Genomic DNA, 17,838 nt, shown 5'->3' on the forward strand with positions numbered 1-17,838 from the left:
AGAGAAGAGGTGACCATGTGTTTTACTATGTTCCTTATCCGCCTTTGCAGGTTCCCGCAATGGGGAACGCATACCACCTGCGAACACCTATGACTTTTCCTCCAGTAGATGCTCATGCGTTTCAAAAGGCTGCAAAGGAATCAACCCGTCTCGTTGCTGATGCATCCCTCATTACACAGCAGATTTCCGGTTCGCTTTCGTTTGGACAGCGAATCATGGAAGCTGCTGAACGAGCTGACACCGCAAGTGTGATTCGAATGCTGAAGCAGATTGGGGTGAAAAGCAATATCGATATCCGCTTTAGTCCAGAAGGCATCCGCATCTACTTATCCCTCTCTTCAAGCAGGCTTTTTCTACTTTTACAGTGGGGATAACAAAGAAAGAAGCCGCTCTAGTGTGAGCGGCTTTTCTTAAGATTCAAACATTTTATGACACCATTCAATGGCTTCTATATAACAGCCGTAGGCTTCCTGCTTAGGGAGACTTCCACCTAACATCTCATCATCCCATTCATTTCGTTCAATACGTTTGGCAACGTCTAACACAAGGAAATAGTCATTTTCATAGCCAAGCAGTGCCTCACCTACTTCATCCGAAAGAGGCAGTTCTTTCACAAGTTCAGTAATGTCCGCCCTGACAAGCGTATCAATGAGTGAAAACATACCTGTTAGCATATAAGAAGCGGGATGCTCTCGTTCAGTCCGACTAGCAATGAGTTCACACGTTTTGGCACGAATGAACGACATTTTGATGATTTCCTTTTGGCTTGAGTTGGCTTGGACATTTAGTTCTTTAAATGAAAGGATAAAGATCCATCGCCGTATTTCATTAAACCCAAGCAGGATAATCGCCTGACGAATACTCTTGATTTGATAAAGACGTCTCATGCCGCCAGAATTCAGCATTTTTAATAATTGATATGAAAGAGAAAGATCACTTTCTATAAAATGCGTCACGGTCTGAATATTCGGCTGCTCCTTGCTCAGCTCATTCAATAGCTGATGGTATGCGTGGAAGCTAGTCGATAAGGCTCGTCCCGAAATGACGTGCGGCTCACTAAAGAAATATCCTTGAAACAAATGGAAGCCAGCTTCTAACGCTTCTTCATATTCTTTTCGCGTTTCTACCTTTTCAGCAAGGAATCGAAGTCGATACTTTTTATATGTATGTAAAATGTCTCTTCGTTCTTTACATGTTGTTTTCAGAAAATCAATTTTTAAAATATCAATGCAATAGAGGAGTTCATCGAGTAACTTGTCATGAAAATGTGTTCCGCTCAGAAAGAAATCATCGAGCGCAATCGTGTATCCCCACTTTTTTAATTGCTTACATCTCATAATAAGTGCCGGGGTAATCGGTACATTTTCTAATATTTCGATCACAAGCTGATGTGGATCAAAATAAGTGAGCAGATCAGACGAAAGCAAGCTTTCGGTGAAATTGATGTAGCATCGTTTTCCTTCTGTCAGTGTTTCGATGCCAATGTTTAAAAAACTATTGATAATGAGGTCCGTTGTCGCTTGATCACCATCTTCAGCGCTATATATATTGGTTTCACTATCTCTATAAAGCAGCTCGTATGATACGACTTGTTCTTTTCTGTTAAAAATAGGCTGCCTTGCAACAAACACCCTCAACTGCTCCATTCCTCCTTTATGCAATGACAAACAAGATGTGCCTTCAGTATACCAAATGATTGCCCATAAGGTTCATTTTGAATCGTCCAACATGAAAAAAAAAGAGACCATCTGGCTTGATGATCTCCTTTCCCGGGGTAATCAGCTTTCATAAAGCTCTTTTTTGATTTTATTTTTCACATCATGGATAAATTGCATCTTATTATCCCAGCATTTTTGACTCAAATCGACTGGGTATTCTTCTGGTTTGCTGATTCGTTTGTATTCCTCCCAGAAGAGTCCGAGACTGTCCTGCACATATGCTTGAATCGTTTGGATATCTGGATTATCATACACCAGCTTCCCTTGTTCAAAAATTGGGACATGAAGGTCCTTCGCCACAAAATTTGTCACAAATTTGCTGATAAATGTATGAACTGGATGGAACATTTTCAGCTTATCTTCACTTTGAACATCTTCTTCTTCAAGGGCAATGTAGTCTCCCTCAGAGTGATGATTCAATTGATTGATAATGCGATACACTCGTTTACGGCCTGGTGTTGTCACTTTCTCTGGGTTAGAAGAAATTTTGATCGTGTCATTCATCTGACCGTTTTCTTCAATCGATACAAGCTTATATACAGCACCAAGAGCTGGCTGATCGAATGCGGTAATCAGTTTCGTTCCAACACCCCATACATCAATTTTTGCACCTTGTGCTTTTAAGTTCATAATGGTGTGTTCATCAAGATCGCTTGATGCAATGACTTTTGCGTCATGGAATCCAGCTTCATCCAGCATCGTTCTCGCCTTTTTAGACAAGTAGGCAAGGTCTCCGCTATCAAGTCTGACTCCAATAAAGTTGATTTTATCACCGAATTCTTTCGCTACCTTAATCGCATTTGGAATGCCTGATCTGACCGTATCATATGTATCCACTAAAAAGACACAGTCTGTATGTGTTTCGGCATATTTTCTAAATGCAGTATATTCGTCGCGATATGCTTGTACAAGTGCATGGGCATGTGTGCCTGATACGGGAATATTGAAGCGTTTCCCTGCACGGACATTACTTGTTGCCTGAAATCCGCCGATCAGTGCTGCTCTTGCTCCCCACATCGCTGCATCCATTTCATGGGCACGTCTTGTTCCGAATTCTAATGCTGTCTCATCTTCAATGATTCCTTTAATACGAGCCGCCTTTGTTGCAATTAGCGTCTGGAAGTTCACGATGTTGAGCAGTGCCGTTTCAATTAGCTGCGCTTCAACAAGTGTTGCCTCGATGCGCATAATAGGTTCATTCGCAAAGACAATTTCTCCTTCTCTCATTGAATGAAGTGTCCCTGTAAAAGACAATCCGCTTAAGTATTCAATGAAATCGCTTTTATAACCGAGTTCATCTTTTAAATATGCAAGGTCGCTCTCGGTGAAGGAGAAGTCCGATAAATATTCAATCGCTTTCTCTAAACCAGCAAATACAGCGAAGCCGTTGTCAAATGGAAGCTTTCTAAAGAAGAGTTCGAAGACTGCCTTCTTCTCATGAATGCCGTCTCTCCAATACGTTTCTGCCATGTTAATTTGATAAAGATCTGTATGTAGTGATAAACTGTCGTCAATAAACCGATGCTCCAACTTCCATTCTCCTTCCCTTACTTAACCACTTTCGCACCAAGCGTATGCTCAAAGTGAGAAAGTGCCCACTCGTGCCCCGCTTCATTAAAACTCGCCACGGCATTCTCATGAATCACAAGTTCAAAGCCTTTATTGTACGCATCAACAGCTGTATGAAGTACACAAATATCGGTACACACTCCGGCTAGGTGAAGTTCAGTGATGCCACGCTCGCGCAGTTTCATTTCTAATTGAGTGCCTGCAAAAGCAGAGTATCTTGTTTTTTCCATATAATAGACATGATTTAAATGTGTTGACGTGTGAAATAGTGAACTTAGTTTTCCGTAAAGTTCAATTCCTTCTGTCCCGCGAATATTATGGGGCGGAAATAACTTTGTCTCTGGATGATATGGATCTTGCTCTTCATGATGATCGACGGCAAAAACAACAAAGTGTCCTTCATCAATAAATGAAGAAGTGATCTCTGTGATCTTCGACTCAATCGCCTGTCCAGGCTTTCCGCACGTCAGTTTTCCATCGTCTGCAACAAAATCAACTGTATAATCAATACAAATCAATGCTTTGCCCATCCGCATCTCTCCCATATGCTCTTTTGAATCATTATAGCTTATTCATTTCACTAGGGAAACCTATTCAACAGATTCACGAGAAAAAGCTTTTTGAAAAAGCTCATCTTCTATATAGATGTGCTCTTGATTGATCGCATGCGGCACCTCTATCACAAGCCCAAAAGGTGAATGTGACTCGTGATGGTTGACCACTTTAAAAGAACAACCAGCGGCATTTGCCATTTTCACATATGGAGAATAAGAAGCATATGACAATTCACCATTTAAAAGAACAGTGGCCTCTCGGTTTGCCTTCAATACTTGCTCTACCTCTTGATACGATTTATGTCTCGATACTTGCCCTTTTGTCAGAGCGAGAAGAGCACGTTCTCTTAATGAGCCGAGAAACATTCTTCGTTCATCTGGTTTTGTTTCAGCATGTCCAAATATCCCTTGCTGCAAATAAAAGTCTACGGATTCTTCTTTCATTGCTGTGTTCACTCCTGGTTTCTGAATTTACATTTCTGTGACCCAGTGCACAATTTTTTGTGCAAGTTCACGGGCTTCGTCTATTTCTACTCTTTTGTTTAAAGATTGTTCTAGTGCTTGCTCAAGCTGCGTTTTTTCGTCTTCATACGCAATAGAAATACTCCATTCTATGTCAGGTACAGCGACAAGCGTTTTATATTCTTTTTTATTTTCATGTAAATATACATTGTAGGTTGTTGGTTGCCCGCTTGTCAGATGCGCTTTTCTTATTTTCATTTGATGTGTTTTACCCCCCTTTTTCTTCTTCCTTCTTCTATCCATTGTACCATAAAAAAAGACAGCTTCTGAAAAGGAGACCCTTTCAAAGCTGGCTATGCGTTAAAGCTCTTTTGCTGGCTGATCAGGTTTGAATCCCAAACAAATGTGACGTTCGGATTGTTGAAAAATTGAACAAAGTCTCCTGCATTATAGGTACCTGAACCACCAGCGGAATGATCCACACTTTTTGGCGAAATGGCAAACACATCGCCGAAATGTGCAGAACCGTTTCCTATCACACGGTCAATATGAATGGGTCCAACAATTGCTGGCATCTTTCCACCACCTTTACTACCCTCATCATATGCCCAGCGGAACAATACGTGTCTATCCAACATAAAAAAGACAGCTGATATGTCATATGATCAGCTGTCTTTTATGCATTAAATGATTGAGGCTGGCCAAACAGTGTAAAGTCCCAAAGCATGGTGGCATTCGGATCGCTTGTCAGGGACATATAATCACCTGAATTAAAAGCTCCCGCTCCACCGGTCGAGTGATCTACAGCCAAAGGGGCAATGGCGAGAACGTCACCAAAAGTAGCCGAGCCGTTTCCGCCTAAAGACTCAATATGGATGGGTCCAACAATCGCAGGCATCTTCCTTCTCCTCCCTATTCGCTTATGTGAGTTATGTTATGCAAAAAGGGAAAAGTTGTGCATCTGCCCTAAACGTTTAAATGCTGTTCTTTTCGAGAGCGCTGACGCAGCTGAACCAATCTGACAATATTGAGTGTGATGGCTTTCAGCAGCGCATAGACAGGGACGGCAAAAATCATGCCAAGGATTCCGCCAAAACTTCCTGCCCCAATTAATAGCAAGATAATTGTTAACGGATGTGTGTTGAGACGTTTTCCAATGATCAATGGAGAAATGACGTTTCCATCGACCTGCTGAACAACAAGAATGACAATAACAGTCACAACCGCTTTTCCAGGCGAATCAAGAAAAGCAATGAGCACAGCTGGTGCCGCACCAAGATATGGCCCAAGATATGGAATGACGTTTGTCACCGCAATAATGATGCCGAGAATGAGCGCATATTTCACACCAATTAATAAGTATCCGATAAAACAAGCAACTCCGACAAATAAACAAACAACGATTTGCCCTTGTATGTAAGCAGCAAGCGTATCGTTTAATTCTTTAAAAATCTTCAATCCTTCCTTACGGTAAGGCATTGGCAAAAATTGAACGAGCTTGTCCGGAAACTTATGCCCGTCTTTTAGCATGTAAAATAAAATGAATGGAACGGTAATGACAGCGAGGGCAATATTCGCAATCACGCCAAACACCGCCGACATACTTGAAGCAATATTTTCCGGTAAATCTTTTAATGTCGAAACGATCGACTGTTCAAACTTTGAAACAGACACATAATCTTGGTTCATCATCCACGTAAATGTTTTAGAATGCGAGAAGTCGTTGATAAATTTCTGCATGTCCGTGACATACCCCGGGAAGCTTTTGACAAGTCCACCCACCTGCGTGACAATGACAGGTCCAGCAGCATTAACAATAAACGTGATAAGCCCGATGAATAGAAGATAAATAATCAGAATGGCGAGCGTCCTAGGTATCTTCTTCGACAAAAATCGAACAATCGGATTAAAGATGAAAAAGAGAATACCTGCCAGTAAAATAGGAACAAACAACGTTGAAGCAAATAAAATGATCGGCTGAAATAAAAACGAAACTTTTGTTGATACGTACACAATTAGTAAAACCAGTAATATTTGGAATGTCCAAAAATGAACTTTAGATTTTAACAAAGATGCTCCTCCTGTTACGTATTGACCTTATTAAAAAACTACTATTCAACCCACCTTCTGTCAACTGCTTCTTGTTTTAGAACCATATTTTTTGAAAAAAAAAGAACAATTGGTATATCATGCACTTTTTCCAGATATACATTCTGTAAGCATTGAAAAAAGCAGACACCTGTGCGTCTGCTTGTTACACTCTTTCACTGTGATCAGGCATCACCGACACGATTTGCTGGATCCGCACATAAAACACTGATTTTGCCCCCGCCTCAATCACAATATGATCCGGCATCACTTCCTTCAACTTTCCACGTACTGTATCTTTCACTGTTTGAACAATCAATCTCATACCGACTACTTTCTGCAATGTTTGATAAACATATGGATCAACTAATGAAACAAGCTGTGGACTTCCTTGTTGTGCCATGCTACCTGCCCCTTTACTTGTGTATTTACCCACAGCGTATGCAATGACCCATGTGAGTGTCACTCAGCAAACCTACAACATTATTACCGTATTTTTACATTTTGTATTTTTTTACAATTTTTAGAAGTATAATAGATTGGTGCTGCCAACATCTTAAATTATTTGAAGAGGTGAATGATCTTGAAAAAATTAATCTGTATCGTTGCTGTCATGCTCTTACTATCCTCTGCAAGTTATGCGCACGCAGGCACAATTGGAGATGCACCTGGTACACCAGGGAAGTGGTTTAAAGGAGAAGAACCGGTACAAAAAGACCTGTCAAAACCCCCACTTGTTTTTGTTCATGGCATAAACAGTTCTTCCTCCACATGGTCTGATCGAAACGATATGGCAAAACAAGCTGTTCTGAACGGATACGAAAGCGCGTTCATAGATTTGTATCCAGATCAGGACATGAAAAAGAATGGGAAACTATTAGCAGAAAAGTTAAAAGAAATCTATGAATTTTTCGGCAGAAAACTGATCATAATCGGTCATAGTAAAGGCGGAGTGGATACGCAGGCTGCCCTCGTGTATTACAACGCTCATCCATATGTAGAGAAAGTCATCACACTTGGCTCTCCACACTATGGGACGCCGCTTGCGGATTTAGCCTATAGCAAAGGCGGAAGCTGGCTTGCGCAAATCCTTGGACAAAAGAGCGACGCGCTCTATTCTCTGCAAACCGGGATGATGGCAGCTTTTCGAAGTGAAACCGACCAGCTGGAGACGTTCCCTCATAAGTATGTAACCTATTCTGGTTCAGATTGGGGAACCTTTGGCGGAGTGCTTTATTTAGGCGGCATGTATTTAAAAAGCTTTGGTGCAAACGATGGCGCTGTGACGGTCAGCAGCACAAAGCTAGCATATGCAAACAATATTTTAACAGGAAAGTGGGATCACTTTTCGATCAAAAACGGCACAAGCATGTTCCCCGTATTTCAGGCACAGCTGCGTGCAAGTACCGCAAGCGCTGAAAGCGAAGACGAACAAGAGCAAGAACCAGTTTCTTCGGAGCTAAATACAAACGTTTATGTGAAAGGTGGAGAAAGTGAAAAGGATAAAACAGAAGCGTTCTATGTAGAGGAAGGAACGAATGGCCTATCGATTCAGTGGTTAAATGAAAGACAGGAAGCCAATCCGGAAATCGTTGCGCCAAATGGAGATGTTTTAACCAATTTGACGACATCCGAATCATCATTCCCATATGAAGGCGCCTATTCACATCATGTGCAAATCAATAAACCCGTTCCAGGAAAATGGACGATTCGATCAAATTCAGGAAAAAAGGATCCTTATTTGCTACTTGTATCCTTTGATTCACCATTGAATGAAGAAATCAAAATCGCTGCAGCGAAATCAGGAGATGCATCGACACATTCGAGCAAGCTGATTAAACGATTAAGCAAAACTGTAGAGACCACTTATTTTAAAGATGCCGAGAAGGATCATCCACTGAAAACGAGCTCTTCATCAGCCGTTCAATTGAAAAAAGAAGGTGCTTATTCCGTCACGGTTCATTACACAGGTCTCACTGCGTCAGGGACGTCGGCATTTAACCGTACTGTGATCCGCACATTGTATGTGGATCAGCACGGAACGATTCATGGAGATATTCCATATTAAACAGAGCGTTTCATGGGCTGAAGCGCCTGCTGCACCTTCTCATCCAAATCAGCAATTTTTTGGAGCGCAAGTGATTCATCTATTTGTCTGTAATGATGGTATCCACCAGGCTCTTCGTCCATTTCATCTGCTTTCTTCACAATTTGCTGGAGTGTGTCCTTATGCAGGTCGCCCTCTGGCAAATATGAATCTGTGTGAAGCAAAATCGCAAGGGCAATCTCTTTGGCTGCTTTTGGTTCCTCGCCGAGCCGTATGAGCAGTTTATGTGCCCGCTCTGCCCCTTTAATGGCATGAATATCATTTCGTCTATATGTCTCGTAATCCCATTCTCCGCCTGCTGTATACCATTCATAGTGGCCGATGTCATGCAAGAGTGCTGCTTTCACAGCAAGATCCGGGTTAATCCCCGCCTGCATCGCCAGTTTGAATGCGTGATAAGCACAAGCAATGGCGTGGGCTTTTCCTGAACGATTTAAATATTTTTGAGCGACTGGATGGGTGTAAACATCCATTAATGTAACCTTTCTCATGGAAACCCCTCCTTATCTATATTTTTAGCATCCTAACATATTCTGAAAAGAAACTCAAATGTTCTGTCATATTTCCGATGAGTCTCAAAATTAGCTTATGCTCGATAAGCTGTCTTTGCTTGTACAATACGAAAAAAGCAGCCGTTATGACTGCTTTTTTTCATACTCACGGGCATCGTATACACAACCGCTAGCTGGGTCATCTGCTAGTAGGTCTAGTAAAATACCGGCCACTTCATCTGGGCTCTTTAGCGTACCTGTTTCATGTAATTGCTGAAACCGCTCAATTTGTTCAAAGTCCTGTTTGGAAGATTTCCGAATCTCTCCCTGCATATCCGTATCAATCGTACCGGGTGAAAAGGAAAACGTGGTGACAGGATATGCTTCGTCCTGCTGTTCCTCATGTAAAGTCCTCATAAACATATCAAGCCCTGCTTTTGAACTGCAATAGGCACTCCATCCTTTGTACGGGTTTTTAGCTGCCCCAGAAGAAAGATGCACGATGGTTTTCTTCCCTTCAAGAGATTGTGTCTCCCTCACAAACACATGGCTGAGCAAAACAGGGATGACAAGGTTCAGCGTATAATGCTGATGAAGCGTATCCTCTCCGCCTTGCCCTGCACGTTTGATAGGAGTCACCATTCCTGCATTATTGACAAGCAAGATGTCATCAGCGTCTGCGAGAGTTTGCGAGGACAAGATGCCCTGAAGCCACTTTGCAGCCGATTCCTCATCAGTGAGATCAACCTGTGAATGCGTGAGGTGTGGGTGGGATAGTGGCGACTCACTTCTTGCAGCGGTATACACGTTATCCCCGCGTGAAAGTAGCTGTTTGACAAGTGCTAAACCAAATCCTTTTGATCCGCCTGTGACGATTGAAATTCGAATGACAATCTCCTCCCTTGATAACACTATTTTAAATAGTGAATCGGTATCACATCAAGCAATCTGCATAAAGAAAAGCCTGCCCTTTTCAAAAGGCAGGCTATTTCTTTTCCGTCTTCACATTCACTTTTGGAATCAGAATGATCATGACAATGATGCCAAAGGCGATCAAGATGCCAAAAATGATTGGCAGAAGCGCCGATCTCTGCTTTTCATGATCATCGCCAGAAGGCGTTGATACAGCCGAATCGCTGAAAGAGATATTCATCTCTTTCATCATACGAGCTGGCGTTTTAGGCGGATTTTCTTTCAGATCACTAAAAATTTGTGGCGAAAGTTGACCACCAGAGGTCTTAGGCGGGTCAGCAAAGTGAATGTCCGTTTTGACTTTAGATGTTGTTTTGCTTTGTTCGTATTTCGTTTGATCCCTCAATATACTCGAATTAATATTGAGGTTCTTTTCTTGATATTCATTCGGCTTGACATTCGTATCCGTATCTTCACCTGTAGCAGCAAAAGCAGCAGGACTGAGGAGAAAAAGGGATATGACACCAAGTGCCATCCCTTTGACGAATAGATTAAGCCTCATGAGTGACATCACGTTCCTCTGTTTTGTCTTTCCATAGCTTCTTCACTAGTGGAATGACCATGAACAATATCGTTAAAATCAGTAGCCCTGTGATGCCCATACCGAAGTTGTCTCCATTTCCATATTGGATAGACAGATACACGTCTGTCACTGGATTTGTAAAATGGAAGTTTGGCATGACCAAATCAATTAACGGTGCAACAAAGAAGAATATAAGCGCCGTTGCTGCCATCCATCCGGCAATTGAACCGAAAAGGAAAGCTGTGCGAATAAAGGCAGAGCATGCCACTAGCAGCAAAATCGTAAAGATGGACCATTGAATGGCTTGGTCATCAGCTAGTTTGTAAATGTTGAGTCCAAACAGGCTGATCATGAGCCCGACTAACAGATTTAAAATACCAAACAGTGCACCTTTGACCAGCATTGGCGCTGACGCATAGTACGAGCTAAAAAAGCCAATCAACAAACTGCTGATCATGACAATAACCAAAATGACTACTGGCGGTACAGTCTGCGTTTTTTCTTCTGGCACATCGCCGCTAATTTTCAGCGGATTGGCTAAATGGTTATACACATAGTTGCTGTTGCCTTGATCGTCTAAAGTGTTGCCTAAAATACCCTTCAAATCTTGTTGAACAAGCTTCGTAGAATTGACATTCTTACTCCAGTTTTCGTTCAACGTATCTGCTTTTTCTTGAACGGTTGTGACACTTTCTTCAATATTATTCGTATAATCCGCCACCCCTTTTTGGCGGTCGGTTAACGAACTCATATTTTCAGAAAGACGAAGCACTTCCTGACCAATTGAATCCTGTGCACTCACAACAATCGAACTGCCCGCAAGGTCTGCCGTATACACCGCATCTCCTTGATCAGCCATTTGTTCAGCTACTGTGTCCGCACTTTCAGAAATGGCATTTAACTCCTGTTCCATGCTTGCCTGCTGAGTCGAAATGTATTCTGCGTAGCCATCTGAGAATTTTTGCATCTCATCAATAAAGGTAGACACATCATCATTTGACGTCAGCATTTGATTTTTGAGTGTATCCCAGTTTTCCGTTTCTTCTTTTTTGATGGCAAGGATGGACTGGATTTCATCTCCTTTTGTGTCTAGTAGAGATGAGTTGTTTGTTGGTTGATATAGATTCCCAAGCATCATCTCTAGCTGAGACAGTTGATTGGAGTATTCCATTAACTTTTTGGTGCTTGTTGAATTTGTTTTAAACTCTTGATCAAATATTTTCGTATTCACAGTGTTGCCAATCGGCGAGTTTACTCGTTTCAGCTCTTGCACTTTGTTTAAAATAGAGGATTCCTGATTTTTGATTTCATTCGGAATGACGTTATATCGATCTTGTAACCTTAGAATCATCTTTTCAAGCTTCTCTACTTTTTTCGTGAGGCTTTCAAGCTCCTTACTCATTTGACTTACTTTGTCTTTCAATTGGTCGTTATGAGCGGCCGCTTTTTCTTGAATCTTCTTTTTCACTTCTTCTAAACGATTAGACAGTGCTTTCAGGTCGTCTTTTGATTGATTCGTGCCGCTGTTATCTGGCTGAACAGCATCCTGGCCATTTTCACTCTCTTTATCATATTCATTAGTAGGAGGTGCAGTCTGATCTTCTAATTGATCAGCTAGATCGTTCATTTCCGATGAAATTTGCGAGAGTTCATTTGTTTCATCATCTAAGTTAATGCCAATCTCTTCTGGGTTCTCGTTATCTTGATCTGATTGCCCGTCATCATCAGGATCAGCTGGCTGCTCGGGCGCGTTCATTAACTCTTGCCTTTTTGTCTCTAGCTTATTCTGCAAGGCGATGATCTTACTTTTATAGGCCTCTAAGTATTGACCTTCATAATTCTTCAATAGTTCTTCTTGAGACGCCTTCACAAGGTCCGTTAATCCCGACGATTGCTTAGGAATTACGTCTTCTCTTGCCCTTTGAACAGATTGAATTGCGCTGTCCGTTGTTTTAAGCTGACTTTGGACCCCATTGATATCGGTTTTGAGTCCGCCCATTTGATCGCTAAAGCTGCGGGCGTTTTGGTTTTGAATCTCCGCAAGCTGTTTGAGTCCTTGCTGGATTTGTTTTTTGCTTGTCGATTGCGCTTTGATCAAGAGATCCTTTTGTTTGTCTTGATACTGCTGATATTGATCGACTACTTTTACGAAATCCTTCAGCTGGCTTTTCGCTTCTTCTGTTGTACTTAAACCGTCTTTATACTGTTTTTGTGAATCGGCCATCGCATTTTTTAGTTCTTCTATTTGTTTCTTCTGCTGCTGGACGGCATCAGATAGTTTGTTTGAATTTGGCTTATAGAAGTTGTACATCGTGTTTTGGAATTCGACCTCTTTACCAACAATATGCTCAAACTCTTCTCTGACATTGCCGATTTCCTGTGATACAAAACTCCAATATAAAGTCGACATTTGTTCATTCATTTTCTTTTGAGCATTTTCTAGCTCTCTTTGTACTTTTTCTTTATTCACTGCATTGAGCTGATCTTGGATTGAGAATTGGATAGATGCCTTCTCAGGATGATCCTTATCATAGCTCAGCACATTTTTAGAGAAGTCAGATGGAATATAAAGAACTGCATCGTACTTTCTATTTTTCAGGCCATTTTCTGCCGCACTTCGATTGACGACTGTCCATGTGTAATCTGGACGCTCTGATAATGCCGCCACCACATCCTGTCCGAAACGAGCGGTATTTTCACTTTCGCTCGCCCCCATATCCTCATTGACCACGGCTATGTTACGTGTGGCATTCTTTTTCTGTTTTGCCGGATCATCCCCAATGAGATGGAAAAATAGAACCGGCAAGACGAGAATCAGTATCATGGTCGACACGATTTTGATGGAGCTTTTTTGCTGCTCTGTCATTGAACACTCTTCCTTTCTACCGCACATAAAGGAACCTGGATTTTCTTCTCTTTCCCGTTTTCAACCAAATATCCGAATCCTGGCTGAATCTCTGGTTCTTGTCTTGCATACGGAAGCGGTATGATGTTTTGCTCTGATTTTTTCATCAGTAACATGGCATGACGAACCTGTTTGATTTCGTTTGTGAGTGCATCATAGCCTTTACTGAATTCGGTATGATTTCCTGACGCGATCAGGCTGAAGCCTAAGTGTGCATATGACTTCATGAAATCAGCCAATTGATCTTGAAGACGCGGGTCGATTGTCTGCTGAAAACGCGTAATGCCATCAATCACAAGCACAATTTGAGAGAACGACAACTGATCAGTCTCTCCTCGGCGCACAGCTTCGACGTACATCTCTTCACGCACCTTGAATAAACGATCTATTTCCTCTGCCCATTCTGTGATATCATCCTTTGTTTCAAGGTAATCAATGTTCTCTTCTTTTGCATAATGAGAGAGCCCCCGATCAATCGAATCAAAGACGGCCAGCTTCTCAGGTTTTGCTACTAATAGCTGATCAAGCATTAGTTTGGTCACATTTGTTTTCCCTCGCTGCGTTTGACCGATGATGAGGCAGTGTTTATTCTTCTTCAAGTCAAAGTAAACAGGTGCAACAGATTCCTCATCTAGTCCGACTGGAATCTCATACGGCTGTTTTTGTCCTTCTAAGCGACTCTCTAGCTCCCAAATGGTCAGCTTATCAGGAAGCATTGGTACAGGTTTTGGTTTTTCAGCTGATTCAAAGCGAGCATCTAGAAGCTGGATCTCTTGTTTTAAATGCTCAAACAATTCGAGATCGTTCTCTCCTTCAACTGGCAGGAACATTTGTGCAAAGTAAAGCTCTTCTTTGTTGATAATGACTCGTCCTGGAACTGGCTCTAAGCTGAATTTCGGTCTGCCAATAATGGAGTATGCCTCTCCTTGATCCATTAAGTAATGGACAATCTTTGTTTTCAAGTTGTTCATAAGAGATTGACGGACTGCGTTGACACGAGTCGCTGTGATTAAGAAATAAATGCCTAACGATTGTCCATCACGGCTTAACTGAATAAATTCAGATTCGAGCTCATGCATTTCGTCTTTCACAATGTCAAAGTTGTCAATCACGATAAATATGAATGGAAGCTTTTTCTCATTTAACGCATTGTACATTTTGATATGACTCATTTCCTGCTGTCTAAATAAACGCTTGCGATATTCAACCTCTTCACGAAGACGCTTCATCGACTTTTGAATCTTTCTCATTTGATCCATTAAGAAATAATCAGCCGTATGCGGAAGTTTGGCAAGCGGTAGCAAGGTGCCGTTACCGAAGTCATAAATATATGCATGCCATTCTTCAGGTGAATATCTTTCTGCGAAGCTCATGAGCAGTGTTGTTGCAGCAAGTGATTTGCCGTAGCCGGATGAACCGAAGATGCCAATATTTCCATCCTCCATCATTTGATAAGAAAGTGGATGCTGGCTTTGCTGATCTGGCTCATCGACAAGAGCGAAATGGAAGACGTGCTCTTCACTTGATGCATAACGTGTTTTTGGAATACGCTCTTCAAGCGGTGGAAGCCATGGACTCGGAAGCTTTTCAATTCCAAGCTCCTGCTGCATACGTTCAATTTCATCCACAACAGCGGAAATTTCCGTCACTGTCTCTTTTTTCACAGCTGGCTCTGTACTTACCCCTGATAATGGGATCAGTCCAGTGTCCGTTACAATGGCGATGTCATCTTCTGATCCGTAGCCATCTTCCATATACGGTGCACCACTCCAAGCCGATTGGAATAATTCATAGATTTCATTGTTCCCCACTTGTAAATATCCACGACCTGTCACGGTAATCGACGCGGCATCACTATTTTTCAAAATTTCCTTACTGTCTGATGCATCTTGTACCTTTAATGCGACTTTAAAGCGGGAGTTACTCCAAATTTGATCATCAATGACCCCGCCGGGCTTTTGTGTCGCCAAAATGAGATGGACACCGAGACTCCGTCCAATCCGCGCGGCACTGACAAGCTCTCTAATAAAATCTGGCTCTTCACTTTTTAATTCAGCAAACTCATCAGAGATTAAGAACAAATGAGGCATCGCCTGTTCCGCCTTTTTCTCTTTATAGAGTTTCGTATAGTCATTGATATGATTCACATGATACTGATCAAACAAGCGCTGTCTTTTCTTCAGTTCACTTTTAATAGAGGCAAGCGCTCTTTCACTAAAGTTTTTGCTGCCTTCAATGTTTGTGATCGTACCAAGTAAGTGCGGAATATTTCGGAACGGCTGCGCCATTCCGCCCCCTTTGTAATCAATGAGCAGGAACGCCACTTCATGCGGGTGAAAGTGTACAGCCAAGGATAAAATATACGTCTGTAAAAACTCACTTTTTCCTGATCCCGTTGTTCCTGCTAATAGACCATGTGGGCCATGTGCTTTTTCATGCAGATTCAGATCGACAATATCGTTTTTTCCTTTATAACCGATAGGCACAGATAATGACTTTGCTGTTTCAGATGTCAGCCATTTTTCGCGAATGCCAATGTCATCTACCTGTTTGGCATGAAACAGATCAAGGAAGGAAACCGTTTCTGGAATCGAGTTGGTCATCCCGACTTGATGATCTAATGTTCTTAAGGTTCTGGCAAACAGCTCATTGTCCGCTCGCTCATGTGCATCCAGCTGAAATGGAATTCGTACGGCCTTCTTATGCTGAATGAGAATATCTCCTTCTTCTTCGTTAATGTAACGAACAAGCGTTGAAATATTTTCAGCCAAGCTTTCCTTTGTTTCTGCCGCAAAGATAATTGAGATGCCTAAATCCGTCCGGCTGCCTTCTAGGTATTCTAAAATCACATGTTCCGCAATGAGTTCATGGTTTGTCACGATAAACACGAAGTGAGGCGTAAAGATTTTTTTCTCTTTTTCCTCTTCCAGATCACGCTCTCGTAAAATTTCATAAATAGAAGACAAAAGCTGATCACGTGTTTGTTCGTTGTATATAAACCCTTTCCCGTATGTATGAGGAAGTTGGAAGTGCGGCAGCCATTTCATCCATTCCCAGTTCTCATACTCCTGTTCATTAAAGATAAAAACAAATCTCAAATCATGATAGCTGTGTGAGAAAGCAAGCTGACCGACAAGCTGGTGAAGTTCATTTTTGACAATTGCCGGTTTTCCTATTAATCCGGTTGGACCGTCCGCAAGACCGAACGTAATCGGTACATCTTTTACCTCGCGATAGACGTTTTGCATATGCTGGGTTTGTTCCATTAAGTCATCGATGTCACGATTGGCCATATCGCCGCCGCTCGTCGATAATTCATAACTTGAAGGAACTGCACCTGTCCCTAGACGCAGCTGTAAAAAATCATCACTGACAAGCGTCTTTTCCCAAATACGCCCGCTGATTTCTGACGTCAAATATTTCATTTGTTCAAAGGACGGATAATGATACGTTAAAATAAATTGTTGACGGTCATACAGCTCTTGCAGCTCTTTCCGCTTATTTTCTAAGTAAAGAGAGTAAACGCGTTGCCGCTTCTCTTCTCGTCTTTTGCGCTGTGATTTCTCTTTAAAATATTGAACGGACGAAGTAATTAACGTCATAATAAACATCGCCATCGACACGACAATAAAGATACCTCGCGGCTGTACAAGGGCCACGATCCCCATGACAATCAGCATGACAAGCGGCGGAAGAACCACGAGCCAAAGTCCTCTGCCGTTATTTTCACTCTCCTGTGAAGGAAAGCTGAAAGACACCCGGTCATCTGGCAGATCGTAAATCAAACGTGGTGTTCGTCTATATAAAGGATATTTTTGTTTCGTTTCGGTACTCGGCGGCCTTGTTTTTTCTAAACGTGTTTGAAATGGTTCAAATGCTGTTATTTGCAATAAATCATCATCTTTCAATGACAGCGTCAAAAAGTTCCAAAACAGCTCATCTCCAGCAAGAAGTTGCTGTGGACCGTGCAGCTGTTTCCCGTTCACATAGATCGTTTCATCTTGGGGAATGACATACCAAGTGCCTTCTATTTTTTCCAACGTGAAGGATTTGGCATCTTGAAACATTGAATGGGCTTGTTCCTTCCACACATCCGCTTCATCTATTTCTTCACTTGAAATAGTCACTTCGACTCTATTTCCTAGGTAATAAATGATTTGATCATGATGTGAATCCATCAACATGAGTGTGAGTGAACCAACCTGATATGGTTCATGTGGAAGTAAGTGACCTTTCTTTTTTTCGCCCTGATAAAGAGAAAAGCCGTCATTCGTTTCATCTGGAGATAAACGAATCAATCCTTCATCAAACGAAAGGGAAGGAATCGTTACTGTATGCTCTATTTCAGGTCCAATCACAGCTTCCCGGTTGAACTGCTCATCTAAACGGACGGTTTGATAATCTTCCTCATAAAAAACCCATAGAAGACTCAAACGCTCCACCTCCTCA

Annotated in this window: 16 protein-coding genes; 2 read left to right on the plus strand and 14 right to left on the minus strand. The window is 41.9% G+C overall.

The genetic code is table 11. The annotated features are described in order from the left end of the window. The first annotated feature begins 17 nt into the window (after positions 1-17). Positions 18-374 (plus strand): YuzC family spore coat inner layer protein, encoded by a 357-nt coding sequence (locus tag ID12_RS00570; RefSeq protein WP_050826564.1) that lies wholly within the window; start codon positions 18-20, stop codon positions 372-374. A 36-nt stretch (positions 375-410) separates the two neighbouring features. Here ID12_RS00570 and ID12_RS00575 read toward each other — a convergent pair whose 3' ends face one another. The 9 genes from ID12_RS00575 to ID12_RS00615 all read right to left on the minus strand — a co-directional run bounded on the left by ID12_RS00575 (position 411) and on the right by ID12_RS00615 (position 6,794). After that, positions 411-1,637: an EAL and HDOD domain-containing protein gene (locus ID12_RS00575; RefSeq protein ID WP_050826565.1), complete on the minus strand. Its 1,227-nt coding sequence runs from the start codon at positions 1,635-1,637 to the stop codon at positions 411-413. Positions 1,638-1,778: 141 nt separating this feature from the next. Further along, positions 1,779-3,248 carry a nicotinate phosphoribosyltransferase gene (locus ID12_RS00580; RefSeq protein WP_007500472.1) on the minus strand — a complete coding sequence of 490 codons (1,470 nt, stop codon included), beginning with the start codon at positions 3,246-3,248 and terminating at the stop codon, positions 1,779-1,781. A gap of 17 nt (positions 3,249-3,265) precedes the next feature. Beyond that, complete coding sequence (locus ID12_RS00585) at positions 3,266-3,817, minus strand: cysteine hydrolase family protein (protein ID WP_008345872.1); 552 nt, start codon at positions 3,815-3,817, stop codon at positions 3,266-3,268. A 60-nt stretch (positions 3,818-3,877) separates the two neighbouring features. Beyond that, the gene (locus ID12_RS00590; protein ID WP_007500468.1) at positions 3,878-4,285 is read right to left on the minus strand and encodes a YueI family protein; all 408 of its coding nucleotides are present in this window, start codon (positions 4,283-4,285) and stop codon (positions 3,878-3,880) included. Between the two features lie 27 nt (positions 4,286-4,312). Next, complete coding sequence (locus ID12_RS00595; protein ID WP_024719734.1) at positions 4,313-4,561, minus strand: YueH family protein; 249 nt, start codon at positions 4,559-4,561, stop codon at positions 4,313-4,315. 95 nt (positions 4,562-4,656) lie between these two features. After that, a complete protein-coding gene (locus tag ID12_RS00600; protein ID WP_008345878.1) occupies positions 4,657-4,878 on the minus strand; it encodes a spore germination protein in 222 nt (73 codons plus the stop codon). Between the two features lie 101 nt (positions 4,879-4,979). After that, complete coding sequence (locus ID12_RS00605) at positions 4,980-5,201, minus strand: spore germination protein (RefSeq protein WP_008345880.1); 222 nt, start codon at positions 5,199-5,201, stop codon at positions 4,980-4,982. Between the two features lie 68 nt (positions 5,202-5,269). Continuing rightward, a complete protein-coding gene (locus ID12_RS00610; protein WP_050826566.1) occupies positions 5,270-6,373 on the minus strand; it encodes an AI-2E family transporter in 1,104 nt (367 codons plus the stop codon). 184 nt (positions 6,374-6,557) lie between these two features. Continuing rightward, positions 6,558-6,794 carry a YuzF family protein gene (locus ID12_RS00615; RefSeq protein WP_003213721.1) on the minus strand — a complete coding sequence of 79 codons (237 nt, stop codon included), beginning with the start codon at positions 6,792-6,794 and terminating at the stop codon, positions 6,558-6,560. Between the two features lie 180 nt (positions 6,795-6,974). Between ID12_RS00615 and ID12_RS00620 the strand changes: the two genes are divergently transcribed. Next, positions 6,975-8,459: an esterase/lipase family protein gene (locus ID12_RS00620; RefSeq protein WP_025207910.1), complete on the plus strand. Its 1,485-nt coding sequence runs from the start codon at positions 6,975-6,977 to the stop codon at positions 8,457-8,459. Here the strand turns inward: ID12_RS00620 and ID12_RS00625 are convergent. The 5 genes from ID12_RS00625 to essC form a co-directional block, all read right to left on the minus strand. Next, a complete protein-coding gene (locus ID12_RS00625) occupies positions 8,456-8,989 on the minus strand; it encodes an HD domain-containing protein (RefSeq protein ID WP_050826567.1) in 534 nt (177 codons plus the stop codon). The two genes, ID12_RS00620 and ID12_RS00625, sit on opposite strands and share 4 nt — an antisense overlap. A gap of 144 nt (positions 8,990-9,133) precedes the next feature. Beyond that, positions 9,134-9,877: a (S)-benzoin forming benzil reductase gene (locus ID12_RS00630; RefSeq protein WP_050827625.1), complete on the minus strand. Its 744-nt coding sequence runs from the start codon at positions 9,875-9,877 to the stop codon at positions 9,134-9,136. Between the two features lie 97 nt (positions 9,878-9,974). Continuing rightward, positions 9,975-10,472 carry a type VII secretion protein EssA gene (essA, locus tag ID12_RS00635; RefSeq protein WP_041091830.1) on the minus strand — a complete coding sequence of 166 codons (498 nt, stop codon included), beginning with the start codon at positions 10,470-10,472 and terminating at the stop codon, positions 9,975-9,977. Further along, positions 10,453-13,350, minus strand: a complete 2,898-nt coding sequence (gene esaA, locus ID12_RS00640; RefSeq protein ID WP_050826568.1) for a type VII secretion protein EsaA — start codon at positions 13,348-13,350, stop codon at positions 10,453-10,455. The genes essA and esaA overlap by 20 nt, the downstream gene beginning before the upstream one ends. After that, positions 13,347-17,822: a type VII secretion protein EssC gene (gene essC, locus ID12_RS00645; protein ID WP_050826569.1), complete on the minus strand. Its 4,476-nt coding sequence runs from the start codon at positions 17,820-17,822 to the stop codon at positions 13,347-13,349. The genes esaA and essC overlap by 4 nt, the downstream gene beginning before the upstream one ends. Between the last annotated feature and the right edge of the window lie 16 nt (positions 17,823-17,838).

This window comes from Bacillus altitudinis (assembly GCF_001191605.1).
Taxonomy (GTDB): Bacteria; Bacillota; Bacilli; order Bacillales; family Bacillaceae; genus Bacillus; species Bacillus altitudinis.